Genomic DNA, 26,034 nt, shown 5'->3' on the forward strand with positions numbered 1-26,034 from the left:
GGCGTAACTACAACGAGGTTATTGCTGAGGTACTGCCAATTCTACCTTAATTTGTTTAACTGATTTAGCAAATGGAACTGTTTTGTCAATGCTATCGGGTAAGGAGGTCGTATACTGCCGCGCTTGTTGCACATTGGCAAAGGTTTTTTTGAAAATTACCACATGCCAATCTCCACCAAAACGTTGAGTAGTGTATACCCAACTTGTTTCTTGTAAACCATGTTCTTCTACGAATCTCGTTGCTACATCTAAGTAGCTCATGGAAGCCAGTTGTAAAACGTAAAGGTTGTCACTTAAATCAAGAATTGGATGGGTAAGCTGTTGCACATTGGGATCAATGACTTGGTCTATTAATGGTGTGTCTTGCTCAGGTGTCGATTCTAGGTCTGCGTTCTGACTTGTATCCTGAGTTTCTATACTTTGCTTTTCGATTTCTTGTTTTTCAATTTCCTGTTGCCAGCTAGTTACTAATGCTTGTGAGTCGTCTGGGAGCAAAACATTGTTTTGTTCCTCTGCTGATAGTAACTCGTTTGTTGATAACGGTTTATCCTGTTGTGTTTCGAGCTGGAGGTTTTCTTCAGACAACATATCTTGTTGTAATTCGCTTATTTCCTCTGATTCAGGCAGAGCGGTTAGTTGAGGTTCGTCAACTTGGTCGTCAATTTTGTCAACAACCGCTTGATCAACAGTAGCCTGGTCAGCAACTGTATAGTGAGGATTAACAAACTGTTTAATCTCATCAGGATACTGCCAAAATACCAACATAGAAAAAATACCTAGAAAGGCGATGCCAACTAAAATTTTAAACAGCGGTTTATTTATCGTGGAGTCGGTGTCAGCATTAGCCTTATTTGCAAACTGCTGTGCGATTGCCGCTCTTTTCTGAGTAATACTTTGGCTATAACTTTCAGTAAATTGATTTGTGGTGACAATCTCTGAACTCAACAAAATGGGTAAGTGTTGATTATCTTTTGCTAAGTTTGATTTAGCTGATTCGGTCCATTCTGGGCTTCCGAATAATAATACATTGAGATGATGACCCTTTTCTAAATCCTTGTTTTTGAGAACTAAGCTCCAAAGCTCATTGAGCAAATTTGCTGAAATGTGTTGGGCTGCACAAATACACAGTAAAATGGGACCTGTTTCTTTTGAAAGCTGTTGGATTAATTGTTTATCAAGCGGAACGTTAGGCGATAGAGGGTGGCTAACTAATTGGCGATATATTTCGTTTCTGTAATCTGAATCTCTAAGGGTGTTATCACCATTGATAAAAGCTACTTCGGTATTTTCATGCTGTTTGGCTATAAATTGCTGCAAAGAGGATTGTTGCTGAGACAAACTTTCGCAGCTAATAAATATGAGCTGAGACGAATATGAAACTAAATATTCCAGCCGACTATGCAACTCGTTAATGGCCACAATCCATTCTCTTAGCTATTCAATATATTTTGCAAAATATGATGTTCAACATCTTTGGTTACAACAGCTTCACCAATGGCAGTCGGTATAATGAACCTAATCGCACCAGATAACACTTTTTTGTCGTGTTGCATGTGTTGCATGAAAATGTCGTAATTCATGTGTTCAGGAGCGTCTACGGGCAAATCGAATAGCTTTATAAGGGCAATCATGCGGTCTAAGTCAGATTTTGAAATCCACTCTTTTTCATACGCCGCTTTTGCCGCTAACACCATGCCGCAGCCTACAGCCTCACCGTGCAACCAATTACCATAACCTTGCTCTGCTTCTATAGCGTGACCAAAAGTATGTCCAAGGTTAAGAAGGGCTCTAATTCCATGTTCTTTTTCATCTTTAGAGACAATTTCAGCTTTAATTTCGCAACAGCGTTGCACAACGTATTTCAGATGTTCAGGGGATAGGTCTTTTAACTCTTGGACGTTGTCTTCTAGCCATGCAAAAAATTCAGCGTCATAAATTATTCCGTATTTGATAACTTCAGCCATACCTGCTGCAAATTCGCGTGGGGGTAAGGTTTTCAAAGTATCAATATCGATGATAACGGATTGAGGTTGATAAAAAGCGCCAATCATATTTTTACCCAGTGGGTGATTAACGGCTGTTTTACCGCCAACTGATGAATCAACTTGGGAAAGTAAGGTTGTTGGCACCTGAATAAAGGGAATGCCTCGTTGGAAACAGGCTGCGACAAATCCGGTTAGGTCACCAATAACACCTCCACCTAAAGCTATTAGGGTTGTGTCTCGTGCTGCGTGCTGTTCAAGAAGTTGGGTTGTAACCGCATCGAATTGGGTGAGATTTTTATGCTGTTCACCGTCTGGTAAACATACGACGTTAACCTCAACACCGTCTAAAGCGGCTAATAACGTATCCAAATAAAGGGGTTTAACCACTTCATTTGTCACTACGATAGCTTTGCCACTTTTAATTTGAGCTTTGAAGGAATCTTGAGAAGAAAGTAAGCCTGTATCTATATTGATTGGGTAACTACGCTCACCCAACTCTACTCTAATTGTTGACATGAGCGTATACCTCTTATGTAGAACGACCTAATTAAAGTCCGATTTTGTTTATGATTTGACTCGCGACAGCTCTTGCACTCTGATCATCAGTATCTACGATGTAGTCAGCTACTTCCTCATAAAGAGGGTTTCGAGTGTCTGCAAGCTCACGTAAAACCATTTCCGGATCATCTTTTTGCAATAAAGGACGACGTTTGTCTCGTTGAGTACGCGCTACTTGCTTGTCTATGGTCGTTTGTAAATAAACGACAATGCCACGGGCGGACAAACGATTACGAACATTCTTGCTGACAATAGAACCGCCACCAGTCGCTAAAACAATACCTTGTTTATCAGTTAGGTCGTTAATGACGGTTTCTTCTCTAAGTCTAAAACCGTCTTCACCTTCTAAATCAAATATCCACGCGATATCCGCGCCAGTGCGACGTTCAATTTCCTGATCGGAATCAAAAAACTCAAGATGAAGTTCGTCGGCAAGATGCCTTCCTATCGTGCTTTTGCCAGCCCCCATAGGACCAACAAGAAAAATATTACGCTTTTCTGCCATTTTTGCTTTTATCACAACTTTAGTTAACTGGGGTTTTGCAGCCCAATTTGAATTATTCCAATCACCTAAAAGTCCCATCAAATCAAATAGATAATTAAATCCAGTTGACTCGATTCGTTTAAGTAATTGGTCTGAACATGACCTCGTCGAAATTTCGAGAGCGCGATTATCTCAGTTATATGCTGAAATTTGCAAGTTTTGTTGCTTTTAATTTGCCCCATCGCCAAATGTCGAGGTGTAAAGATCTTTTAATCAGCACCTTTATAACGGCTAGTTTAATTAAAATAGAGGCTATATGTAATAGATAAAAGAACCATAACGCCGACATCCATAAATGTAACATGAAAAAGCGTATGTGACTTAATTCGTTATAGGTGCAAATTTAAAGTTTAATCTGTTTGGAAACAACATAAGTCAAAATAAAGGGTAAACTAGGTTATTTAGACAACAAAAAAGGGCAATAAAATTGCCCTTCAGTGGATACCTGAAAATCTGTCTAAATCATTATAGCGAATCTACTAGAATTTTGGGGGTGACAAAAATTAATAGTTCACGTTTCTCATTTACTTTCTGAGTATTTCTGAAAAGTGTACCAACAACAGGTAAATCGCCTAATAAAGGAATTTTGGATACATCATCCGCGGATGTTTGTTGGAAAATTCCACCGAGTACTATAGTCTCGCCATTTTCCACCAGTACTTGAGTGCTAATTTCTTGAGTGTCGATAGCCACCGCTGGTCCAGTAGAGGTAGATACGGTTTCACCACGCGTGTCTTGGGTCACCACAAGATCCAAAATTACTCGATTGTCTGGCGTAATATGAGGAGTCACTTTTAAACTTAATACTGCTTTTTTAAATTCTACTGAAGTCGCACCACTTGAGGTCGCTTGCACGTATGGGATTTCTGTACCTTGCTCAATATACGCTTCTTGTTGATTGGCTACAGTAATACGCGGGCTAGCGATAATTTCACCTTTGTTTTCTGTCTCCAGAGCACTGAGTTCTAAGTCTATGATAGTGCCATCTACTAATCTCGCTATCTGAATACCAATACTTCCGGCTGGGTTTGATACAGGAAGATTCACGTTCAGCCTGTCCGCCAAATCTGGAAATACTCCGGCTGCAATGTCATTAGCGCCTTCTAATGAGCCTGAAATACCGCCATCGGAAGTACTATCACTTACGCCCCATCTTACGCCTAATTGCTCATCAACATTGTCGCGAACGGTAACCATTCTTGATTCAATTAATACTTGCTTAATGGGAATATCTAGCGCTTTTATCAATGCGCGCGCTTCTTCCACTGAGGCTTCAGTATCTCTCAACAGCACAGTATTAGTGCGCTCATCAATAGTGACTGAACCTCTTGGACTAAGAATACTGGCGTCAGTTGATTTTAGAATAGCAGCCATCTCTTGTGCTTTTGCATAGTTAATTTGAATATTGACTGCGCTTAGAGGAGCTAAATCGGCTACTTGTTGTTTAGATTGTAATTGCTGGGTTTCACGTGCCGTTAATTCTTCAGAAGGGGCTATCAACAGAATATTGCCCTCTAATCGTTTGTCTAAGCCTTTAATTTTTAGAATCATCTCAAGGGCTTGATCCCAAGGAACACCAGACAAACTAATGGTTACGTTACCACTTACCGTATCCGTGGTAACTAAATTGAAGCCGTTTACTTGAGCAATTATCTGTAATACTTGCCGCACGGGGACATCTTGAAAGTCTAATGAAATAGGTTCTCCAGTGAAAGCTGAGGCAGCTTTCGTTGCTTCAGGCGTATCGTCTTTTTCAATTTCTATGACTAATTGACCATCACTCTTCGTATGACTAAAGGTGGCTTTGTTCAATAACGAAAATTCGACTTTACTGCCTTTGGTTTCTTGAAAGGTTTCGATACTCGTTACTTCAGTGGCAAAGTCTGCAACGTCTAAGGTAAATAATTGATCTTCAGATAGTTTTACAGCGGGTAAGGTTAGAATTAATTTACTATTTCGCTGTGATAACTGCATTTGGAAGTCAGCATTATTGAAATCTATGGTGATACGAGCACCGCCAGTTGAATTCCGTTTAAAGTTTAAGTCCGTCAATTCAGAACGAAAAACACTCGCCACTGTATTTTCGGTATTGACTAAAACAGGCTGAGCTTGTTGGGCCATTGAATTGAAGGAAACAGATGATATTCCGGCAAAGACTAACGCTAGCCACATCCCAACATGGTTGGCTTTGTTTAGTTTATGATTAAAGATAAAACGATCAGACATTATTATTTTCTCCTGCCTGTGAAGACATGCTTAGTGTTGCTTTATTTTTTTGCCAGCAGCCGGCACCATCGGGCAGCATTTCTTCAATTGAAATATCGCCATTGTTGATAGACGTAATTTTTCCAAAAAACAAACCTAGGTAGTCTCCTGTAGTGACCTTATGTAAGGAACCATCATTCGCTGTTACTAGCGCCCATTTTCGCCCTTGACTGGTAAAAGTACCAGAAATAGTCAGTGCATCTAAACCAAACGCTTCCAGCGGACCTTTGACTCTGCTGAAGTCTGGTTGCAAACAGTTTTCTCTTTTTACCTCAACGGTTTGCACTGCAACGTTTCGAGGTCGTTTAAATGGGCTGCGTAGTCCGCTTGCTTTATATTCAAAAGCGGGTTGGGTTTTGAACTCCGGGTAGGGTTCAATACTTATAGAGGTACTTTGTTTCACTTCAACAACATAGGTAACTAAATCGTCAGTTTGCGCTTCACAGCCGGCTAATGTGACAATGGCTAACATAAAAAATATTATTTTCATTGTCCTTGCTCCGATACTGCAGTGCGATAGGTCTTGGCTTGGAGTTGTAAGCGCAATTCAGAACCTTGTTGAGTAATATCAAAATTATGTAACGTCACAATGCGTGGCAAGGCCGCGATATTAGACACAAATTGCCCAAACTCGTGATAGTTACCTGTAACTTCCATTTGAATCGGCAGCTCTGTATAAAACTCTTTGGGTATTTCTTGTTGCCAATTTATCAGTTTAAAATTTAAACCTGCAGTCGTACCTACGAAGGTAATGTCGTCTATCAGCCCCGGCGTTTCGTTACTGGTAGGCAATGATTTTAACATTGATGAAAAATCAGCTTCTATACGATCGAGTTGTTCTTCATAAGCTTTCAAATTGACTGCAATGTGATATTTAGCCGCAAAGGTTTGTTTTAATTCAACTTCTTCAGCTTGAACGCGATCTAAGACAGGTAATTTAGAGGATATTAATCCGTAGTATCCACCGACAGCGACTAATATTGCGACAAATAATGCGACTACTGTTTTCACTTCGAAAGGCCAATTGGCGACTTGTTCGAAATCCAGTTCGTTCATTTCTTTGAGTTTATTTACATCAAATTTCATTGTTGTTCCTCTGTGGGTGTTGCAGAGAAATCCGGCGCCACTGAAGAATTTATGGTAAAGGTTAATTTAAACTCACTGACTGCATCGGGCGCCGAGGTATCGGCCACAATGGATGATAATTCACCTTGACCAAATATTTTTGACTCTTCTATTTTACGCATAAACGATGATAAACGGTTGTTGGATTCGCTTACACCAGACAATTCGATAGTATTGGCTTGACGCGAGAAGGAACGAAACGAAACACCTGGAGGTACTAAGCGTGCAAGTTCATCGAATATGATTGGCGCTACATTACGGCTGGTTTGTAATTGTTCAATCAACGCCATTCGTTGTTCGATGGCCTTTTTACTGTCTTTAATATCTTTTATTTTTGCAATTTCGGCATCCAATACTGCTATTTGACCTTGTAGAAAGGCATTCCGTTGATTTTGCCCAGCAATTTTACTATCGATGAGCATACCCACTAAATAAACAATAATCATCACAAATAGGGCGACAGCAAAGAGTAAGGTTAAGAAGTCTTTTTTCTGTCTCTGTCGCAGCTCTTCTCGCCATGGTAATAGATTTACATGTGACATGGCTTGAAACTCCTAGATGCTAAACCGGCTGCAATCACCAGTTGTGGAGCAACGTCTTGAAAACCTTGTTGTTGGGCTTTATCAGAAATTTGCATTGCCTGAAATGGATTAAAAACCGTTACCTCTACGGCTAATTCTGCTTCTAAATCGGCTGCAATTTCTTGTATATTTGCACCACCACCGCAGACCATCATAGCTTCAGGTCGTTCGGAGCCTGTTGAGCTTATATACATTTGAACTGCTCGACTAATGTGTTGATTTAGGTTGGCTAAAAATATCGGGAAGGTATCTTTACGCCAAGTAGCAGGTAATTCTCCATTTACCAACTGTTGCTCGGTTTCCGATTTGTCTAGGGTGTGAATAATACTGAGGTCTTGGATTAAACTGTTCATACCGAAACTATGTTCTTTGCTGTAAACCACCCTGTCATTTTCGACAACACAAAGTTGTAATTGAGAGGCGCCAATATTGAAACACAGTACTGGTTTGTCTGCGGGGTATTCGGCAAACTCGATGATGGCATTACCTAATGCATAATTTTCAATATCAACAATTTTGGGTACAAATTCGAGCTCTCGTAGCAATGTGATACGACTATCGACGACATCTTTGTGAGCCGCACTTAACAATACATCTACTTTACCTACATGTGTTTTGCTTTCACCCAGTTCTTCAAAATCTAAATAAACTTCTTCTAACGGATAGGGGATAAGGCTGTCAGATTCGATTTCTATTTGTGTTTCTAGCTCAAAATCCTGCTGATCTGGATCCATATAAACAATTTTACTTAATACTGAACTACCGGAAATCGCTACCACAACATTTTTGTTTTTGCTTTTCAGGGACAGTTTCACTTTTTTGAGCACATTGCTAATAGCATCAAAATCTTTTATTTCTCTGTCAGCAAAGGCATTGCCGTTTATCTGCTCACATGCGAAACTCTGCACCTTAGTTTGCTTGCCATCTTGTTCAAACAAAACGGCTTTAACGTACCTAGTACCGATATCGAGACCTATCATTTGAGAGGCTTTTTTCTTGAAAAGTTCTTTCAACACAGTTAGTTCCGAACCATATTAATTGCTTTAGTTTTACCATTATTACTCATTTTTTTGCTTTTAATGGTTCTAATAACGGTACATAGGTATAAAATATAAGTCATTTAGTTAATTTTGCTCTGGTAGTTTTATTTTTGTGAAGTACATCAAACTGTTATTAATAATGAGTATAGCCGCATTTTTGCTTGGAACGATAGCGATTGTAGGTATGTACTATTATATCAAACCCGATCTTCCAAGTGTCGACGTGTTAAAAGACGTTCGCTTACAAACACCAATGAAGATTTATACACAGGACGGTAAACTGATTTCTCAGTTTGGCGTCAAGCGTCGCATACCATTAAAGTTAGATGAGGTTCCTCAATCTCTCATAAATGCCGTACTTGCAATAGAGGATAGTCGATTCTACGAACACCCTGGTATAGATCCTATCGGCCTCGCCCGGGCTTTTGTTAATTTAGTATTAACGGGGGAGCGTGGGCAAGGTGGTAGTACCCTTACAATGCAGCTTGCCAGAGGTTTTTTCTTAACCCGTGATAAAACTTATATACGTAAAATAAAAGAGATCTTTATTGCCTGGCATATGGAAGGTTTGCTCACGAAAGATGAAATTTTGGCACTGTATTTAAACAAAATTGAGTTGGGGCATCGTGCTTTCGGGTTTGGTGCTGCGGCACAAGTTTATTACGGTAAGGCCGTCAATGAGCTAAGTTTAGCTGAGGTTGCCACTATTGCCGGTTTGCCGAAAGCGCCTTCTACATTGAACCCCATTGCCAGCCCAGAAAGATCTAAAGCTCGTCGTCGAGTCGTGTTGTTGCGAATGCTGGATGAAGAATATATCACCCGGGCTGAGTTTGATCAGGCCAACAATGAACCTGTAATTTCAAAGCGTCATGGTGCTGAAATTCAGCTAGATGCCCCTTATTTAGCCGACCTAATTTACAATGAAATGGTTGAACTTTACGGTAAAGAAGAAGCAGAAACCGGTGGTTATCAGGTCTTCGCTACAGCACCTTCAGATCTGCAATTTGCTGCACAAACAGCGGTGATACGTAATTTACACGATTATGACGAGAGACATGGTTATCGTGGACCCATACGAGTGTTATGGGGCGAGCAAGAAGATGCTCAAGAGCAGAATAATAGCCAAGATATCAATACAGAATTGGTGCCGTTAGATTCAGAACCTTGGGATGAAACTCAAATGTTGGAGGTGCTAGCCGCTTACCCAAAAATTGGAGTGCTTAATCCTGTTGTTGTGACCAAAGTAAATGAAACCAGTTTTGATGTTTTTAATGCTCAAGGGGAATATCAAACCATCGAATGGCAAGGTATGCATTGGGCAAGATCTTATATTGATGATAATCGCCAAGGTAAAGATCCTAAAACGGCTGGCGATATTGTTGCACAAGGGCAACTAATATGGATTAGACAAAACGAAGAAGGGATTTGGAAGCTGTCGCAATTGCCAACTGTAAGTGGCGCATTTGTGGCCCTTGACCCTAACAATGGTGCTGTTCAGGCAGTTGTTGGTGGATATAGTTTTTATCAGAGTCAATTTAATCGTGCGACTCAAGCAAAAAGACAAGTGGGCTCAAACATCAAGCCTTTCATATATTCAGCAGCAATTGAACAAGGCTATACCTTAGCCAGTATTATTAATGATGCCCCCATTAATCAATGGGACGCAAGCACAGGTACTGCATGGCGGCCGCAAAACTCTCCCGCAGTATATGATGGTCCAATCCGTATGCGTGTCGCTTTAGGCAAATCGAAAAACGTTGTATCAGTGCGATTGTTGCGTGCTATCGGTATTAATGCCGCAGTAGATCACCTTAGCAAGTTTGGTTTTGACCGCAGTGAAATACCTAAGGACGAAACCTTATCTTTGGGGTCGGGGTCACAAACGCCTTTAGAGGTAGCGACTGCCATGTCAGTGATAGCCAATGGTGGTTATTATGTGCGTCCTCACTTTATTCAGCGAATAGAGGATGAACATGGCGAAATATTATGGCAAGCCAACCCACCACGTGTTTGTGAAGAGTGTGAGGCGCTGAATGCTGAGCAATCATTTACAGAAAATGGGTCAGAGCTAAATCCTGAAGAACTGACAGAGCAGCAGATAGAAGCTTTGTTGGCAGCAGAATTGAATGGCTTTTCTGATGAGGGTGCAGAGTCTGAACCTGAGCCGGAGATAAACCTCGCTGAACGAGTGGTGTCTGCACAAAATACATTTTTAGTGCGTGAAATGATGCGTACTGCTGTGCGCGGAAATGGGCGATGGAGTAATGATCCTAAGCGTAATACGTACTGGCTAGGAACAGGTTGGCGAGCTAGAAATATTCTTGGGCGTACTGATTTAGCCGGTAAAACGGGGACAACAAACGATTCTCGTGATACTTGGTTCAGTGGATTTGCGCCTGGATTAGTTGCCACTTCCTGGGTCGGTTTTGATGATATGAGCCGTATGCTAGGTCGCACATCGCGAAATCAGAATCTAATTAACGAAAATCCAGAGAAGTTTAATTGGATTGGTAACGCTATGATTGGCGCGGAAGATGGTGCTAAGGCTGCGCAACCTGCGTGGATCCGCTTTATGGAAAAAGCTCTAGACGGTGTACCACAGCAAACTAAACCTATGCCAGAAGATATCATTACTGTGAGAATAGATAGAGCGACAGGAAAGCTAACAACACGAACTGACAATACATCTATGTTTGAATATTTTATAAAAGGCACTGAGCCCAAGTCGTCTGTTCAGTCAGACAGTATTGTCGATCCTTTTGAAACGAGCTCTGATGAAACTGCGGAACCTGAGGATATATTTTAACCTCACACGAGCACGTTTAACCCGTTGAAAGCATACTTTAATAAAGTCGGCCATCATTCAAATTTAGCCTGTTTATAACTGTGCTAAATTTGGATGTAAATACCAACTCTTGAACAAAGCACAACGTTTAACAACAGATAAAATGTTCTTTTCTCATCTGACCAGATAAATTGATACTGTGTTTATGTCATTATTGTTTAGACTTGTGAACATAAAAACCTTACGCATTAAAATCCCTCTTAAAAACTAAGAGAAAATTGGAATAAGATTACCTCTAATGAGCAATATATCTAAATATTTGTACATTCCCCATTCCGGCCCGTCATTATTAGAAACTCCATTGTTAAATAAGGGAAGTGCGTTTACCGCCAAGGAACGTGAAAACTTTAATTTGACCGGTTTGTTACCGCCTCGCTATGAGAGTATTGAAGAGCAAGTTGAACGGGCTTACATGCAGTACTCAAGCTTTTCTTCGCCGATTAACAAACATATCTATTTGCGCGCGATACAAGATAATAATGAAACCTTATTTTATCGTTTAGTGCAGTCTCATATTGATGAAATGATGCCAATTATCTATACACCTACAGTAGGTGATGCTTGTGAGCAATTTTCTGATATTTATCGTAGCTCGCGGGGATTATTCATATCCTATTCCGAACGAACGCAAATTGACGATATTCTGCGTAATGCCACTAAGCGTAAGGTGAAGGTTATAGTGGTTACCGACGGTGAGCGTATTTTGGGTCTTGGTGATCAAGGTATTGGTGGTATGGGGATCCCCATTGGTAAGCTTTCCTTGTATACCGCATGTGGCGGAATTAGCCCTGCTTATACCTTACCTGTGATGTTAGATGTCGGTACTAACAATGAAAAATTACTTGATGACCCTATGTATATGGGAGCCCGTCATAAACGTATAACCGGTGATGAATACAATGATTTTGTGGATATGTTTATTCAAGCAGCCCATAAACGTTGGCCGGATGTGTTAATTCAGTTTGAAGATTTTGCACAACCTAATGCTATGCCATTGCTAGAGCGATATCGAGAACAGGTTTGCTGCTTTAACGATGACATTCAAGGTACCGCCGCAGTAACCCTCGGTTCTATTTTGGCCGCGTGCTTAAGCAAAGGGGTGAAATTAAAGGACCAAAAAGTCGTTTTTGTCGGCTCAGGTTCAGCCGGTTGTGGTATTGCCGAGATGATTATCAGCCGTATGTGTCATGAAGGTATCAGTGATGCTCAGGCTAGAAAGCAAGTGTTCATGATTGATCGCTTTGGTTTATTAACGGATGGTATGCAAGGCCTGCGTGATTTCCAGCAAAAGCTAGTACAAAATCCTGATGTGATTAAAGACTGGAATACTGAAAATGAATGGGCCAGCTTATTGGATGTAGTAACACATGCCAAACCAGATATTCTGATTGGAGTTTCCGGTCAAGCTGGTTTATTCACTGAAGACGTCATTCGTGGCATGAAAGCCAATTGCGATTTACCTATTATTTTCCCATTGAGTAATCCATCTCGTCAGGTTGAAGCAAGGCCAGAACAAGTGATTGAGTGGACAAATGGGCAAGTGATTATTGCAACGGGAAGTCCTTTTGACCCGGTTGAATATAACGGCAGTACTTTCCCCATTGCCCAATGTAATAACAGTTATATTTTTCCTGGCATTGGTTTAGGTGTCCTAGCAACAAAAGCGCGTTTGGTCAGCGAAGAAATGCTAATGGCAACGAGTGAAGCCTTGGCCTTGGCTTCACCTTTAGCAAGTGAAGGCGAAGGATCTTTATTGCCGCCTTTGACTGATATTGCTAGCTTAAGTAGAAAGATTGCTTTTGCCGTGGGTAAGGTGGCTCAGCAGCAAGGTTTAGCGTTGGAAACCAGTGATGAAGTGTTGCGGGCTAACATTGAAGCTAATTTCTGGAAACCTAAATATCGTCAATACAAACGTACTAGTATTTAAGCGGGTTAGCATTAAAGGTCGTTTAAAATAACTATTGGCGATTACTGAACCTGATGCCTCACAATGAAAACGGCCAGCTAGTGGTAAACTAGCTGGCCGTTTTTTATTCTACAATAATCTTAATAGCTGGCTTGATAGTCAATGAAATATTAAGACTACTGCTCAACCGCCATGACAAAGACTTTCGAGTTTCGTTGAAAGTTATATAACAACTTTTTCGACTCGGGTAGGGCATCAATATTTGCCATCACAAAGCCTTGCTCTTGGAACCAATGGGCTGTGACTGTGGTTAACACAAAAATGCTCTCTAAACCCTGCTCTCTAGCATCTTGTCTTATTGCTTCTAGTAATCGCTCAGCTCGGCTTTTTCCACGATAATCACGGTGGGTTGCCACACAAGCAAGCTCTCCGGTTCCATCTTGAGGGTAAGGATAAAAAGCCGCACAGGCGATAACCATACCGTCCCGCTCGATGACGGTAAACTGTTCAATTTCTGCTTCAAGCAGCTCGCGAGAACGTTTAACTAAGATACCTTTTTCTTCAAGAGGGTTGATCAATTGAAGGATCCCACCCACATCTTCAATTTTCGCTTGTCTTAGTTGTTCGTAATGACGTTTTGAAACAAGTGAGCCGGAACCGTCACGGGTGAATAACTCCTGTAACAAAGCCCCATCCTTTTTATAACTCACACAGTGACAACGGGGAATATCAGCGGCAATGGTTTGGTTTATTGCATCCAAAATACCGCGCTGATCTTCTCTAGCACCTTCTTCAAGCAAATCAGCTAGTTTTGATGAATCGATGTTACGTCGCAGCTTTCCAGTCTCATCTAAAATACCCTGATGTTCGGAAAACACGATGAGTTTGTCAGCGTTTAAACTGATCGCCGCTTGGGTGGCAACATCTTCATGAGATAAGTTGAAGACTTCACCAGTAGATGAGTACCCCATTGGCGAGAGCAATACGATTGAACCATCTTGCAGATGATCGTTAATGCCCACAACATCAATGCGTCTTACCACTCCGGTATGCTCGAAATCAACGCCATCTCTGACGCCCATGGGCATAGCCACTACCAAATTACCCGAACACACACGAATATGCGCTCCGTGCATTGGCGAGTTAGCAAGCCCCATGGTTAACAACGCTTCAATTTGTGAACGTACTGAACCTGCAGCATCTTTAACTGATTCCAAGGTGTCCTTATCAGTAAGACGAATATTATTATTGAAGCGTTTCTCAACGCCCCGCAGAGCAATACGTTGATCAATTTGAGGTCGCGCACCGTGCACTAGAACAAGCTTCACACCCAAACTGTTCAGCAAGGCTATGTCGTTGATAATATTAGGGAAGTTAATATCCTCAATAGCCTCGCCACCAAACATTAGAACAAAGGTTTTGCCCCTATGAGAGTTAATGTAGGGGGCTGAGTTACGAAACAACCTAACGCTATCAATGTCTGACATAACCATGTTTTGTTCCTCAGCTCTTTACACTTTTCAATTCAGCATCAAGGGCTGCAAATACTGGGTGGGCACCTGTTCCACCCAAAATATTGCGTTTGTCCACCAAATACTCAAGCTCTAAAACGGCATATACATCGTCTTCAATTTTAGAACTGAAGGCTTGTAGTTCCCCTAAAGTTAAGTTTTCAATGGCTTTGTTTTGCTCGATAGCGGCAAGTACGATTTGGCCTGAAATATCGTGTGCTGTTCTAAATGGAATACCTTTAGCAACAAGATAATCAGCCATTTCTGTAGCATTAGCATACCCTTGTTTGGCTGCTTGTGCTGTGCGCTGGGCATCTAACTCAATGGTGTCTACCACTTCTGCGGCAATACACAAACAAATATGCCACTGATTAACAGCATCGAAGGCACCTTCTTTGTCCTCTTGCATATCTTTGTTATAAGCGAGTGGAAGACCTTTCATTGTAACCAGTAACGCCTGCAAACTACCAAAGACTCTGCCGCATTTTCCGCGCATTAATTCTAATGCATCAGGGTTTTTCTTTTGTGGCATCAATGATGAGCCAGAAGTGACAGCATCACCAAGGGTAATAAACCCTGCTTCACCTGAATTAAAGAAGATAAGATCTTCTGCCATGCGTGATAAATGCATCATCGAAGTACTGGCACAGAACAATAATTCTAGCACGTAGTCTCGGTCAGAAACCGCATCTAAACTATTCACACAAGGAGAAGCAAAGCTAAGCTGTTCTGCAATTTCCTGACGGTCAATAGCATAAACTGTACCTGCTAGCGCACCACTGCCCAGTGGGCATTGGTTCATGCGTACCAGCAAATCTTCTAAACGGCTAATATCACGTTTGATCATCTCTACATAAGCTAAACACCAATGTGGATAACGCACAGGTTGAGCTCGTTGCAAGTGTGTATAGCCCGGTAAGATGACATTTCTATTGCGATCAGCAGATAATACAAGGGCATTTTTAATTGCTACTAAATCATCTTTCAGACTTTCTAAGTGCTCTTTACACCAGAGTCTAAAATCCGTTGCTACCTGGTCATTACGGCTGCGTCCTGTATGCAGCTTTCTGCCTAAATCACCTAGCTTTTCAATTAACGCAGACTCAACGAAGCTATGAATATCTTCTTCACCGCTAGCATCAAAATCCAATTCATCGGCATCAGCTTGTTTAAGCAATTCATTTAATGCGCCTTCAAGCTGTTGCTGTTCTTCGGTGGTTAACACGCCAGCTTTGGCAATGGCGCGCGACCAAACAATAGAACCACGAATATCTTGGCTAGCTAAAATACGGTCAAAGGGCAACGAATCGTTGACCTGTTTGAACATATTACTGCTACCCTCTTGAAAGCGGCCTCCCCATAAACCCATGATTAGTTTCCTTTATTAGCGTCTTGCGCTTTTTTATTTAACGTAGCAATGCGGCTAGACAAACTAAACAATCGAATGAAACCTTCGGCATGTTTTTGGTCATAAACATCATCTTCACCGAAAGTCGCAAAATCTTCCGAGTACAAGCTATTTGGCGAACGACGTTGAGTCACTGTTGCACGACCTTTATATAACTTAATTACGATGTCACCAGTAACTTGTTGGGCAAAAACCTCAGCACCAGCTAACAATGAGTCGGATAACGCGGTAAACCAACGACCGTCATACATTACATGGGAAAACTCTAGGCCTAGGTATTCACGGTGTTTTAACGCCGCTTTATCTAACACCATGCACTCTAGTGCTTTGTATGCAGCCATTATCACTGTGCCCCCAGGGGTTTCGTAACAACCACGAGACTTCATACCGACTAAGCGGTTTTCAACAATATCAATACGTCCAACACCATGTTTAGCAGCGATATTATTTAATTCAACTAGTGCTTGGTAAGGAGAAAGGGCCACACCGTTTACTGTAGTCAGTTGCCCTTTGTCAAAACTTAAAGAAACACTTTCAGGTTTGTCTGGCGCATCTTCTGGATCCACCGTCATGGTCCAAATGCCTTTAGTTGGTTCACACCAAGGATCTTCTAATTCGCCACCTTCATGGGAAATGTGCCATGCATTCGCATCTCGACTGTAAATTTTAGTGGCTGAAGCACTGGTCTTAATATCACGTTTGGCTAAATAATCTAGCAAGTCTTCACGTGAAACCATATCCCACTCACGCCATGGCGCAATAACTTGTAAATCAGGTGCAAGGGCAGAAAAAGTACTTTCGAAACGGACTTGGTCGTTTCCTTTACCAGTGCAACCGTGACATAAAGCATCTGCACCTACTTTACGGGCAATTTCAACTTGGGCTTTTGCAATAACCGGGCGGGCCATGGACGTACCCAATAAGTATTCACCTTCGTAAACCGCACCTGTTTTTATCGTTGGGTAAATGTAATCAGCTACAAACTCTTCTTTTAAGTCCACGATATAACATTCGCTGGCACCGGTTTTAATGGCTTTTTCGTGAAGGCCTTCTAACTCTTCATCACCTTGTCCGACATCTGCAGCAAACGCCACTACTTCGCAATCATAGTTTTCTTTCAACCATGGAATAATTGCTGAGGTATCTAAGCCACCTGAATAGGCAAGTACAACTTTTTTAACGTCGGGTTTTGACATAACTATTTCCTAAATAAACTTGAGCTGATTGCTAGTTTTAGCAAGTCAGCTAAACTGGGGTAATTTCTTAAATAAATTTTTAACAATTCTTTCTAAACATTGGCACTTGAGTTGTTATCTCGTTTACGTCAGCAAGGTGACCAGAATCGCATTTTGTCCATGCATTCTATTTTCAGCTTGCTGCATTAATAATGATTTATCGCTATCAATCAAGTCGCCGCTAATTTCCAAATCACGATGAGCCGGTTGGCAATGCATAACATACTCTGCACCGGTCAAGGCCATCATGGTTTCGTCTACTTTGTATGGGGCAAAAATACGTTTAATATCTTCTAGCGGCGTTTCGTCGCCCATTGATAACCAAGTATCAGCATAAAGCACATTTGCGCCTTTTGCGGCATTAATATCACTACTTTGGGTGATTTTAGCCCCAGTTTTTTGTGCAATTTTTTGGCTTAATTCAAAAATGCTTTGGTCAACCTCATAACCGTCAGGGGTAACACTAACCACATTTACACCGAGAATTGCGCCAACAATCAATAACGAGTGAGTGACATTATTGCCATCGCCCACATAGGCTAGGGTTAAGTTATCTAAGGAGCCATAGGTTTCTTGTAAGGTTAGGTAGTCAGCAACTGCTTGGCAAGGGTGATACAAATCACATAAAGCGTTGATAACCGGCACCTTAGCTGCTTGGCTAAACTGCACTAAGGTGTCGTGACTATATACTCTAGCAACAATGGCATCTGCCCAACAAGCTAGATTGGCAGCGGTGTCTTTTGCGTCTTCTCGTCCAGCTAATTTGCCCGCCTGAGAGTCAAGATACACCATGTGACCACCAAGTTTATTGATACCAATATCAAAACTCACGCGGGTCCGTAGGGATGGTTTCTCGAATAAAGCAGCAACGGATTTTCCAGCCAATACTTGATTATGTTGCTCAGGGGCTGCTTTGATTTTAGCTGCAAGGGCTAACAAATCAGTTAATGCCTCAGAGCTCCAATCTTTAAACGTTAGTAGATCGTGTTTCATATGTTTTCCTTAGACGATGGAAAAATGGTTGTTCCTGCAGAAGCATTATCTTTATTTGTCATATCTTGGGTCAAAACCTTAAGGTTTTTCCAACTTGCAATTGTTACAGACTGACCTATTTGGTTCGCTGCATCTAAAGCCGCTTCTACTTTTACTGTCATACCATCGCGAATAACACCATCTGATATTAAAGTTTCAATATCGTTAGACGTGAGTTTATTAATAAGTGACTTATTCTGATCCAGCACACCAGCTACATCTGATAATAAAACCAGTTGTGCGTTAAGCAGTTTAGCAATGGCTGTCGCTGCTTGATCGGCGTTGATATTTAGCAGTTCACCTTGATCATTTGCTCCAATAGAACTCACGATGGGTAAAAAGCCAGCTGCCAACAGCGTCGTCAATAATGTTTGGTCAACGGGCTCGGCTGAACCAACATTGCCTAGTTCTTCGCTAATCTGGTGGCAATTGGTAATGTTACCATCCAATAAACTTAATCCTACAGGGTTAAGTCCACTTTTTTTCGCTAAAGCGCATAAGTTTTTATTTGCAGTACCTGCTAACGCGCCGACTACATAATCAATTTGTGATTTAGGTGTGACTCTGAGGCCATCAACTTTATGGCTAGTAAGGGACAAATCTTTAAGCAACTTTTCAACACTACTGCCTCCACCATGAACCAATACAACGGGTTGTTGTTCTTGGGCTGCAAAAAGTGCGCTAAAAAAGTCTTTGGAGATACTTGGGTCATCTAAAAATGCCCCGCCAACTTTGACAACTTTTACTTTCATTGACTTACCTCTGCAATTAAGCCTGCTGAAGATGCAAAACCAAAGTTTAAATTAGCACATTGAATTGCTTGGGAAGCGGCTCCTTTCAACAAATTGTCGATGGCACTGCCAATTACTAAATAGCCTGACTTTTCATCCAGTTTCCAATGTAAATCACAATGTGCAGTGTTTACCACATCATCTAATTTGGGAAAATGATCTAACAATCGAATGATAGGTTTATCTTTGTAGGCTTGATGGAATGCTGCAGAAACCTGCTCTGCACTAGTACCTGCAACGGTTTTCACCGTAATGGTCGCTAAAATGCCTCGTTTAAAATTACCCAAATGCGGAGTGAAAATCACCTCGGTACCTAAGGATTGGCTAATTTCGGGCTGGTGGCGATGACCAAGCACGCCATATGCCTGCAAGCTCACTTCGCAGAAACTATTGCCTAGCGCAGCTTTTCTGCCTGCACCACTTACACCAGATACCGCATTAATAATAGGGCGGTGATCCTTATCTAAGAGGTTTTGATTGAACAAGGGTTTTAGTGCTGATAACGATGCCGTAGGATAACAACCAGGTACAGCAACCAAAGAGGCATCAGCAATCGCGTCCGCATTCCACTCTGCCAACCCATAAACCGCTTTTTCAAGTAGCAGACTATGCTGATGTGCAAAACCGTAATTGTCTGCAAATACGTCAACGTCTTTGATTCGAAAGGCACCGGATAAATCAAAGATTTTGGCTTTTCCTGCTACTAGAGTAGGCATCCAGTCATGACTGGCCTCATGAGGCGTTGCTAAGAATATTGCATCCAAGGTTTCAGCCAATTCAGCTAATAGCTCATCACTGATAGGTACTACCTTTTGATCGACCAGTCCTGTTAGTGTGGGGTGCAACTGACTTAAGGGTTTATTGGCATCTAGACTGTTCTGGGAAACAAACAATCCTGCTAATTCAAATTTGGAGTGCATGGTTAATATTCTGGCTACTTCTGCGCCAGTATATCCACTTGCTCCGATTACACATGCTTTCAACATAATGACGTTTACCGATAATTTTAAAAAATATTAACTTAGAATAATAAAAAAAACGCCCCAATCCTTCAAAAACAACTTTTATATCAAAGGAAAGGAGCGTGCTACGCAACCAAAATTAGAGCTGTCGAATAGACGTATAAGCGCAGCCAGGCAGGGAGTAGTATGTAGTCATGTTGTCCATTTATTCTCTATTCGTCAATTTTCAGGCATTATGCACTGAAATTGATCGCTAAGGTTTAATAATCAGTTTAATACTGGTTCTTCATTGCATAGACGTAGCATGCCATCAATGTTATAAATATGCAACAAAAGTGAATAATTATATTTTAAGGTTTTTATGCCAAATTTAACTTTCTTAGAAGTTTATGAAAAAATCATTTCCATACCTACTATAAGCGCAATAGATGAAAATCTAGATATGAGCAATCGTCAGTTAATTGATTACTTAGGGAATCTTTTTTCTGGTTTAGGCTTCAGCATTTCTATTCAAAAAGTACCAGAAGCGCGTAATAAATTTAATTTACTGGCTAAACTAGGGACAGGAGAGGGCGGCTTACTGTTAGCCGGCCATTCAGATACGGTGCCTTTTGATGAAGGAAAGTGGAATAGTGACCCCTTCACGTTAAAACAAAAAGACAATGTTTTGTATGGTCTAGGGACCTGCGATATGAAAGGATTTTTTGCATTTATTTTAGAAGCGCTTAAAGATATTCCTCTGAATAAACTGCAAAAACCATTGTATATTTTGGCTACCGCTGATGAGGAAACCTCTATGGCGGGAGCTAGGTTTTTTGCCCAGCAACAGTTAATTAAACCTGATATGGCTATCATTGGTGAGCCGACGGAACTGAAACCCATAGGCAAACATAAGGGACATATGGCTCAAAGCCTCAATATTACAGGTAAAGCCGGTCATTCAAGTGACCCTGATAAGGGGGTTAATGCCATCGAAATAATGCAAATGGCAATTCAGCAACTACTGACGCTGCGTGATCAACTTGCCAAAAACTATCGGGATGAAAGTTTTACGGTTCCTCAGGCAACGATGAACTTAGGACATATTCATGGCGGAGATGGTGAAAATAGAATTTGTGGCCATTGCAAACTGAATTTTGATGTTCGCTGTGTACCAGGTTTAAGTGATGAAGAAGCTATCGCGTTAATTGATGAAGCATTACTACCTGTAAAGCAAGCTTATCCTGAGCGGGTAGACATGCAGTTGATGTATCCAACGGCGCCAGCGTTTTCCTGCAAAAATGAACACGATATTATCGCCTTGGCTGAAAAGTTAACTGACTTTAAAGTGACTAATGCTAATTATGCAACCGAAGCGCCCTTTATCAATCAATTGGGCTGCGATACCTTAGTGTTAGGTCCTGGGAGTATCAATCAAGCCCATCAGCCCGATGAATTTATTTCCTTAGAATATGTAAATCCCACAGTAACCTTGTTGAAAAATATGATAAAACATGTGTGCTTTAACGCGCAGGCAAAATAAAACTAGGAAATATATATTATGACTAAGTTAAATAAAAAGACCATTGCTTTAGTTGCACATGATCATATGAAAGCTGAATTGGTAGATTGGAGTCGCGCTCACATTGAGCAACTAAAACAATTCAATTTAGTGGCAACTGGCACAACAGGTGGCTTGATATCAGAGAGTTTAAACTTAACGGTTCATCGTTTTAAAAGTGGTCCATTAGGCGGTGATCAACAAATTGGAGCGTTAATTGCTGAGCGTAAACTAGACTGCTTGATCTTTTTCTGGGATCCATTAAACCCAGCTCCACATGATCCAGATGTAAAAGCCTTACTAAGATTATGTTCGGTTTGGAATTTGCCAGTAGCTTGTAATCGCTGTACTGCGGATTTAATTATTAGTTCGCCGCTGTTTGACAGCGACGAATATTTGCGAAATGTACCTGATTATTAAGAGGGGTTTAATCCACTCAACAACCCTGTTTTAGGTAGACATGATAATTAGAGTTCGTTGTCTTGATGACGTCTCTTTCTATCATGTTTTTCACCACCTTTTCGATGTCCTCTTCTATCATCCATTTTTGCCATTTTAGCCTGTTGATCTTCATCCAGAATGTTCCAGATTTGATGGCGTACATTGGACATATCAGTTGACATTTGCAATTGTGCAGCTTGTAGTTTTTGACTAACAGCCGACCATGCAGCTTGATCAAATGACTCGCTTCTCACAATTTTCTGTGCCTGGTCGCGATAACCTTTAACGGTTTCACGCTGAGACTCCATGCTTGCTTTTTGAGTTTCAAACAAGGCTTTAATCTTGGCACTTTGTTCTTCCGTTAAATCCAGTCTCTTGAACATTTTCATTGGAGAGTGATGCTTTTCTCTTTTCCCTTCCTTGCCCTTCTTACCTTTGCCTTTGCGATCTTTGCCCTTTTCACTCATAGCACTCAACTTTTGTTGTTGCTCAGAGGTAAGCGTATTCCAGATAGCATTACGTTGTGTGGCTGTATCTAGTGCAAGTTGTGCCTTAATTTCTTGCTCTCTTTCTAATAAACTGACTACAGATTCCTGATCCCATTCAGCAGTTCTAATTAAGCTTTTTAGCTGATCTTTAATGTCTTTCAGATCTTGATGATAAATTTTTCCATCTTCTCTGGTTTGCTTCATGATGGTACGAACATCAACTTTCTGTTGGTCAGTTAAATCTAACTTTTGAAGTACTGCACGCATGGGAGGCTCTTGACGCTCATGTGCTTGAATGGCAAATGCAGAAATAGCTGTTATGGTAATAAGCGCTTGAGTTAAAAATAGTTTCCTTTTCATGTGTATCACCTTTTGGTTATTAGTTTAACAAAATAACGACTTAGACCTTGTCGTTAACGTGATAAACATTATAGTGACGTCAATGCAAAGATGTGTCTGGCCAATGTAAAGCTTGTGTAAATAGTGTTCTATTCGGCTGTCACTTGAATAGCCGGAGGCTTACAATCCTTATCATAATGTACCAAAGGCATAAAAGAATAAATGAGGTTACATGCAAACTAAATCGCTACTTGTTATTGATGATGACAAAGAACTATGCAACTTGTTGATAGAGTATTTGTCACCGCAGGGATATGAAATAGATCAGGCTAATGACGGAGAGTCTGGATTACAGAAAGCAATTAGTGCTAAGCATTACGATTTGATTTTGCTCGACGTTATGTTACCTAAAATGGACGGTTTTGAAGTACTAAAGCGGTTAAGAACAAGTCATTTAACCCCAGTACTCATGTTGACAGCTAAGGGTGATGACTTTGATAAAATTTTTGGTTTAGAGCTAGGGGCAGATGATTACCTGCCAAAACCCTTTAATCACCGAGAACTCTCTGCTCGGATCAAAGCAATTGTTAGACGCATGGACTATTTACCCGCTTCGAGTTCTCAACAGCGACTACAAATAGATGATGTGGCCCTCAACCCAAATACACAGAGCGTTGAGTGTGCCGGTAATGTATTAGAGTTTACTGCTACTGAGTTTTTAATTTTGCATTTATTAATGATCAACGCAGGGCAAATTGTGAGTAAAAATGATATCAGTGAAAAAGTCTTAGGGAGAAAACTAATGGCTTTCGATCGCAGTATAGATATGCATGTGAGCAATATCAGACGTAAATTGATGCAACACAGTGATGCAGAAAAAATTAAAACGGTACGAGGAACGGGCTACTTGTACGTGATTGAACAATGAGAATATTTAGAAAACTAAATCCGATAAATAGCCTATTTGGTAAGACTTTCTTATGGTTTTGGTTGGCGGCTATTTTGTTAGGGGTTGTTGGCGCATGGTTAGCTAAACAAACTCATTCTGATTATTCAATTAAGCCGCTAAACGACAATAATATTAACCGTATTGAGAAATTAGCTAGCCGTATTGAGCTAAATGCTGAGCGATTCCCCGATGCAGAATTAAATCGCTTATTAGGCCGAGCAGGTCAAAGAAACAAAGATGCTTTATTATTGGTTGAACAACAAAGCAAACGTTTCATTTATGGTTTTCCAAGAGAGATGATGCCTTTAGAGGAGCCTTTCTTGGAGCTGATGAATGAGTCGCAGCCATTTATGATCCGAACGACTTCAGGTAACTTCTTTGGTCCTTTTGAAATTACGCTAAACGAGCAAAATTATTTCTTGTTTGCAGGTAAACCCCGTCCCCCTAATCTCGTTAGACAATTGATTCGCACTAATCCTGTTGCACTGGCGGTTAGCGTGCTCTTAGTCAGCGGTAGCCTTTGTGCTTTATTTGTCTGGTCGTTACTTAGCCCCATCCGTCAATTGCAAAAAAGTGCGAGAAAAGTAGCAAGTGGAGACTTAACTCAGCATCTGGGATTTGCATCGAAAAGAGGTGACGAAATCGGTGAGTTGGGAAGAGATTTTAACTCCATGACCCAACGACTTTCAGATTTAATCGGAGGGCAAAAAAGGTTAGTCGCAGATATTTCCCATGAACTGCGCTCACCTTTAGCAAGATTACAACTTGCTATAGGTATTGCACAAAACCAAAAAGAGCAGCTTCCTGACGCCATTGAAAAACAGCTGTTGAGAATTGAAAAAGAAGCACAGCAAATTGATTCAATGATTGGCCAAGTGCTGCGCCTCTCCAGACTAGAAGCAGATGTTGCCGTTGAAGATAGACAGTTAGTTAGTTTGAAAAACTGTTTTACTGAACTGTTTAATGATGCCGCTTTTGAAGCTCAAAATAGTGGAAAAGAACTCATTTTGGGCGACATTCCTGAGCTTACGCTATATTGCTATCCAAACCTTTTAAAGAGTGCAGTAGGTAACGTAATTAGCAATGGCATAAAATATTGTTCTACTAAAGTTGAAGTGTCAATTTCTAATCTCACTACTAGACTCCAAGTGACAGTGAAAGATGATGGGCAGGGCGTACCAAATTCAGATTTGGAAGATATGTTTAAACCCTTTTACCGACTGTCCGCTTCTCGAAATCGAGATACGGGTGGAATAGGGTTAGGTTTAGCCATCGTCAAACAGGCTGTAAAAGTACATGGTGGCGAAGTGACGGCAGTTAATTCTGAAGATGGAGGGTTAACGGTTAATATCACGATACCTATTAACCAATATTAAAAGACATTTGAGGCAAGATTAATAATTAATTATATTTTTAGGTCGATACCAAAGAATATTGCAGTATAAATCATCTTGGTGAGTGAGTGAATTGTTAACACAAAACATAAGAGAAGAAGTTCAAGTTTCTGAATCGGAAAATTTGATAGAAAAGCGAAATCAACAATATATTGAACCGTTTTGGCAGAACCAAGTTACCAGCGGCTATTTTATGGGTCAAGATAAGGTGCGAATTGCTTACGCTTATGTGATTAACCCTGAACCGCTAGGTAGCATAGCCATTTCATCGGGACGAATCGAAACCTTATTAAAATATAAAGAACTGGTGTTCAATTTATATCATGCGGGCTTTAGCGTCTTCATTCATGACCATCGTGGGCAAGGGTTATCAGGAAGAATGTTAGATGATCCTGAAAAAGGTTACGTGGATGACTTTGCTGATTATGTGTCCGACTTTAAGCTTTTTTATGATCAAGTTATTCGTCCTAAAAGTGTACAAAAACCAATTTTACTTAGTCATTCAATGGGCGCTGCCATTTCGAGTTTGTACCTAATAGCTCACCCCGGAGACTTTGCAAAATGCATTATGTCGGCTCCGATGTTTGGTATTCGTCCTGTTTTACCTAAATGGTTGAGTTGCTTGTTAATTGAGAGCTACTTAGCCATTAATGCTTTTTTTGGAAAATCCCCTTGGTATTTTATGGGGCAATCTAAATATAACCCCAAGGCGTTTGAATTGAATGAATTAACCCATTGCCGACAAAGATATAAAATTTTTCGCGATATCTACCAAGCAACGCCTCAGGTTAAGCTTGGTGGGGTAACAACTAATTGGCTTAAACAAGCTTATAAAGCAATGAGCTATATCCACAAACACGCGGCAGCAATTACTATTCCTGTATTATTGATTCAGGCTGGACATGATCGTGTGGTTAATAATGCTAAACAGACCCAAGTAGCATTAAAAATGTTGAACTGCAAACTTATGCAAATTGAAAATGCCAAACATGAGATCTTTATGGAAAGCGAAGATATTCGTGACCAATCTCTTCGGGCAATCTTGAGATTTGTTAGCTAGGTCAGTGCCCAGGCCTATCTTCTAAAATAATTAAG

At 40.8% G+C, this 26,034-nt stretch carries 22 protein-coding genes; 7 read left to right on the forward strand and 15 right to left on the reverse strand.

Annotation, left to right across the window (positions count from 1 at the left end; all coding sequences use genetic code 11):
* Nucleotides 1-18: 18 nt before the first annotated feature.
* The 8 genes from AB6T38_RS11860 to pilM form a co-directional block, all read right to left on the reverse strand.
* A complete protein-coding gene (locus AB6T38_RS11860) occupies nucleotides 19-1,338 on the reverse strand; it encodes a hypothetical protein (protein WP_372547520.1) in 1,320 nt (439 codons plus the stop codon).
* A gap of 92 nt (nucleotides 1,339-1,430) precedes the next feature.
* A complete protein-coding gene (aroB, locus tag AB6T38_RS11865; RefSeq protein WP_372547521.1) occupies nucleotides 1,431-2,501 on the reverse strand; it encodes a 3-dehydroquinate synthase in 1,071 nt (356 codons plus the stop codon).
* Nucleotides 2,502-2,532: 31 nt separating this feature from the next.
* Nucleotides 2,533-3,048, reverse strand: coding sequence for a shikimate kinase AroK (gene aroK, locus AB6T38_RS11870; RefSeq protein WP_372547522.1), 516 nt, complete (start codon nucleotides 3,046-3,048; stop codon nucleotides 2,533-2,535).
* Nucleotides 3,049-3,552: 504 nt separating this feature from the next.
* Nucleotides 3,553-5,313, reverse strand: coding sequence for a type IV pilus secretin PilQ (locus AB6T38_RS11875; protein WP_372547523.1), 1,761 nt, complete (start codon nucleotides 5,311-5,313; stop codon nucleotides 3,553-3,555).
* Nucleotides 5,306-5,842 carry a pilus assembly protein PilP gene (locus AB6T38_RS11880; RefSeq protein ID WP_348491507.1) on the reverse strand — a complete coding sequence of 179 codons (537 nt, stop codon included), beginning with the start codon at nucleotides 5,840-5,842 and terminating at the stop codon, nucleotides 5,306-5,308. Before AB6T38_RS11880 ends, AB6T38_RS11875 begins: the two co-directional genes overlap by 8 nt.
* Nucleotides 5,839-6,438: a type 4a pilus biogenesis protein PilO gene (locus AB6T38_RS11885; RefSeq protein ID WP_372547524.1), complete on the reverse strand. Its 600-nt coding sequence runs from the start codon at nucleotides 6,436-6,438 to the stop codon at nucleotides 5,839-5,841. The genes AB6T38_RS11880 and AB6T38_RS11885 overlap by 4 nt, the downstream gene beginning before the upstream one ends.
* Complete coding sequence (locus AB6T38_RS11890) at nucleotides 6,435-7,019, reverse strand: PilN domain-containing protein (protein ID WP_348491509.1); 585 nt, start codon at nucleotides 7,017-7,019, stop codon at nucleotides 6,435-6,437. Before AB6T38_RS11890 ends, AB6T38_RS11885 begins: the two co-directional genes overlap by 4 nt.
* A complete protein-coding gene (gene pilM, locus AB6T38_RS11895; protein ID WP_372547667.1) occupies nucleotides 7,007-8,071 on the reverse strand; it encodes a type IV pilus assembly protein PilM in 1,065 nt (354 codons plus the stop codon). The genes AB6T38_RS11890 and pilM overlap by 13 nt, the downstream gene beginning before the upstream one ends.
* A 139-nt stretch (nucleotides 8,072-8,210) precedes the next feature.
* Between pilM and AB6T38_RS11900 the strand changes: the two genes are divergently transcribed.
* Both AB6T38_RS11900 and AB6T38_RS11905 read left to right on the forward strand, forming a co-directional pair.
* On the forward strand, nucleotides 8,211-10,904 hold the full coding sequence (locus AB6T38_RS11900) for a penicillin-binding protein 1A (RefSeq protein WP_372547525.1): 2,694 nt from the start codon (nucleotides 8,211-8,213) through the stop codon (nucleotides 10,902-10,904).
* A 277-nt stretch (nucleotides 10,905-11,181) separates the two neighbouring features.
* A complete protein-coding gene (locus AB6T38_RS11905) occupies nucleotides 11,182-12,870 on the forward strand; it encodes an NAD-dependent malic enzyme (RefSeq protein WP_372547526.1) in 1,689 nt (562 codons plus the stop codon).
* Nucleotides 12,871-13,025: 155 nt separating this feature from the next.
* Here the strand turns inward: AB6T38_RS11905 and argA are convergent, their stop codons facing one another.
* From argA to argC, 6 genes are all read right to left on the reverse strand, one after another.
* Nucleotides 13,026-14,342: an amino-acid N-acetyltransferase gene (gene argA / locus AB6T38_RS11910; protein WP_372547527.1), complete on the reverse strand. Its 1,317-nt coding sequence runs from the start codon at nucleotides 14,340-14,342 to the stop codon at nucleotides 13,026-13,028.
* Between the two features lie 10 nt (nucleotides 14,343-14,352).
* Entirely contained in the window at nucleotides 14,353-15,729 is a 1,377-nt protein-coding gene (gene argH, locus AB6T38_RS11915; RefSeq protein WP_372547528.1) for an argininosuccinate lyase, read from the reverse strand.
* 2 nt (nucleotides 15,730-15,731) lie between these two features.
* Nucleotides 15,732-16,964 (reverse strand): argininosuccinate synthase, encoded by a 1,233-nt coding sequence (locus AB6T38_RS11920; protein ID WP_372547529.1) that lies wholly within the window; start codon nucleotides 16,962-16,964, stop codon nucleotides 15,732-15,734.
* Between the two features lie 123 nt (nucleotides 16,965-17,087).
* Nucleotides 17,088-17,996, reverse strand: a complete 909-nt coding sequence (locus tag AB6T38_RS11925) for an ornithine carbamoyltransferase (RefSeq protein ID WP_372547530.1) — start codon at nucleotides 17,994-17,996, stop codon at nucleotides 17,088-17,090.
* Complete coding sequence (gene argB / locus AB6T38_RS11930; protein ID WP_372547531.1) at nucleotides 17,993-18,787, reverse strand: acetylglutamate kinase; 795 nt, start codon at nucleotides 18,785-18,787, stop codon at nucleotides 17,993-17,995. The genes AB6T38_RS11925 and argB overlap by 4 nt, the downstream gene beginning before the upstream one ends.
* Complete coding sequence (gene argC, locus AB6T38_RS11935) at nucleotides 18,784-19,812, reverse strand: N-acetyl-gamma-glutamyl-phosphate reductase (protein WP_372547532.1); 1,029 nt, start codon at nucleotides 19,810-19,812, stop codon at nucleotides 18,784-18,786. Before argC ends, argB begins: the two co-directional genes overlap by 4 nt.
* Before the next feature lie 337 nt (nucleotides 19,813-20,149).
* Here argC and argE point away from each other — a divergent pair, with 337 nt between their 5' ends.
* Nucleotides 20,150-21,310 carry an acetylornithine deacetylase gene (argE, locus tag AB6T38_RS11940; RefSeq protein ID WP_372547534.1) on the forward strand — a complete coding sequence of 387 codons (1,161 nt, stop codon included), beginning with the start codon at nucleotides 20,150-20,152 and terminating at the stop codon, nucleotides 21,308-21,310.
* Nucleotides 21,311-21,328: 18 nt separating this feature from the next.
* Nucleotides 21,329-21,748: a methylglyoxal synthase gene (locus AB6T38_RS11945; RefSeq protein WP_372547536.1), complete on the forward strand. Its 420-nt coding sequence runs from the start codon at nucleotides 21,329-21,331 to the stop codon at nucleotides 21,746-21,748.
* Between the two features lie 47 nt (nucleotides 21,749-21,795).
* Here the strand turns inward: AB6T38_RS11945 and AB6T38_RS11950 are convergent, their stop codons facing one another.
* On the reverse strand, nucleotides 21,796-22,617 hold the full coding sequence (locus AB6T38_RS11950; protein WP_372547537.1) for a Spy/CpxP family protein refolding chaperone: 822 nt from the start codon (nucleotides 22,615-22,617) through the stop codon (nucleotides 21,796-21,798).
* Nucleotides 22,618-22,828: 211 nt separating this feature from the next.
* Between AB6T38_RS11950 and AB6T38_RS11955 the strand changes: the two genes are divergently transcribed.
* The 3 genes from AB6T38_RS11955 (at nucleotide 22,829) to AB6T38_RS11965 (ending at nucleotide 25,999) form a co-directional block, all read left to right on the forward strand.
* Entirely contained in the window at nucleotides 22,829-23,524 is a 696-nt protein-coding gene (locus AB6T38_RS11955; RefSeq protein WP_372547538.1) for a response regulator, read from the forward strand.
* Nucleotides 23,521-24,921 (forward strand): ATP-binding protein, encoded by a 1,401-nt coding sequence (locus AB6T38_RS11960; protein WP_372547539.1) that lies wholly within the window; start codon nucleotides 23,521-23,523, stop codon nucleotides 24,919-24,921. Before AB6T38_RS11955 ends, AB6T38_RS11960 begins: the two co-directional genes overlap by 4 nt.
* A gap of 91 nt (nucleotides 24,922-25,012) precedes the next feature.
* A complete protein-coding gene (locus AB6T38_RS11965; RefSeq protein WP_372547540.1) occupies nucleotides 25,013-25,999 on the forward strand; it encodes an alpha/beta fold hydrolase in 987 nt (328 codons plus the stop codon).
* Nucleotides 26,000-26,034 lie beyond the last annotated feature (35 nt).

The sequence above is a fragment of the Aliiglaciecola sp. SL4 genome (assembly GCF_041538045.1).
GTDB lineage: Bacteria > Pseudomonadota > Gammaproteobacteria > Enterobacterales > Alteromonadaceae > Aliiglaciecola.

Bases quoted from the DNA above. Each gene is read 5' to 3' on its own strand.
- argC (WP_372547532.1), bottom strand. From the start codon at position 19,812: ATGTTGAAAGCATGTGTAATCGGAGCAAGTGGATATACTGGCGCAGAA.
- argA (WP_372547527.1), bottom strand. From the start codon at position 14,342: ATGGTTATGTCAGACATTGATAGCGTTAGGTTGTTTCGTAACTCAGCC.
- AB6T38_RS11875 (WP_372547523.1), bottom strand. From the start codon at position 5,313: ATGTCTGATCGTTTTATCTTTAATCATAAACTAAACAAAGCCAACCAT.
- argB (WP_372547531.1), bottom strand. From the start codon at position 18,787: ATGAAAGTAAAAGTTGTCAAAGTTGGCGGGGCATTTTTAGATGACCCA.
- argE (WP_372547534.1), top strand. From the start codon at position 20,150: ATGCCAAATTTAACTTTCTTAGAAGTTTATGAAAAAATCATTTCCATA.
- AB6T38_RS11920 (WP_372547529.1), bottom strand. From the start codon at position 16,964: ATGTCAAAACCCGACGTTAAAAAAGTTGTACTTGCCTATTCAGGTGGC.
- aroK (WP_372547522.1), bottom strand. From the start codon at position 3,048: ATGGCAGAAAAGCGTAATATTTTTCTTGTTGGTCCTATGGGGGCTGGC.
- aroB (WP_372547521.1), bottom strand. From the start codon at position 2,501: ATGTCAACAATTAGAGTAGAGTTGGGTGAGCGTAGTTACCCAATCAAT.
- AB6T38_RS11905 (WP_372547526.1), top strand. From the start codon at position 11,182: ATGAGCAATATATCTAAATATTTGTACATTCCCCATTCCGGCCCGTCA.
- AB6T38_RS11955 (WP_372547538.1), top strand. From the start codon at position 22,829: ATGCAAACTAAATCGCTACTTGTTATTGATGATGACAAAGAACTATGC.
- AB6T38_RS11960 (WP_372547539.1), top strand. From the start codon at position 23,521: ATGAGAATATTTAGAAAACTAAATCCGATAAATAGCCTATTTGGTAAG.
- argH (WP_372547528.1), bottom strand. From the start codon at position 15,729: ATGGGTTTATGGGGAGGCCGCTTTCAAGAGGGTAGCAGTAATATGTTC.
- AB6T38_RS11925 (WP_372547530.1), bottom strand. From the start codon at position 17,996: ATGAAACACGATCTACTAACGTTTAAAGATTGGAGCTCTGAGGCATTA.
- AB6T38_RS11890 (WP_348491509.1), bottom strand. From the start codon at position 7,019: ATGTCACATGTAAATCTATTACCATGGCGAGAAGAGCTGCGACAGAGA.
- AB6T38_RS11880 (WP_348491507.1), bottom strand. From the start codon at position 5,842: ATGAAAATAATATTTTTTATGTTAGCCATTGTCACATTAGCCGGCTGT.
- AB6T38_RS11885 (WP_372547524.1), bottom strand. From the start codon at position 6,438: ATGAAATTTGATGTAAATAAACTCAAAGAAATGAACGAACTGGATTTC.
- AB6T38_RS11945 (WP_372547536.1), top strand. From the start codon at position 21,329: ATGACTAAGTTAAATAAAAAGACCATTGCTTTAGTTGCACATGATCAT.
- AB6T38_RS11950 (WP_372547537.1), bottom strand. From the start codon at position 22,617: ATGAAAAGGAAACTATTTTTAACTCAAGCGCTTATTACCATAACAGCT.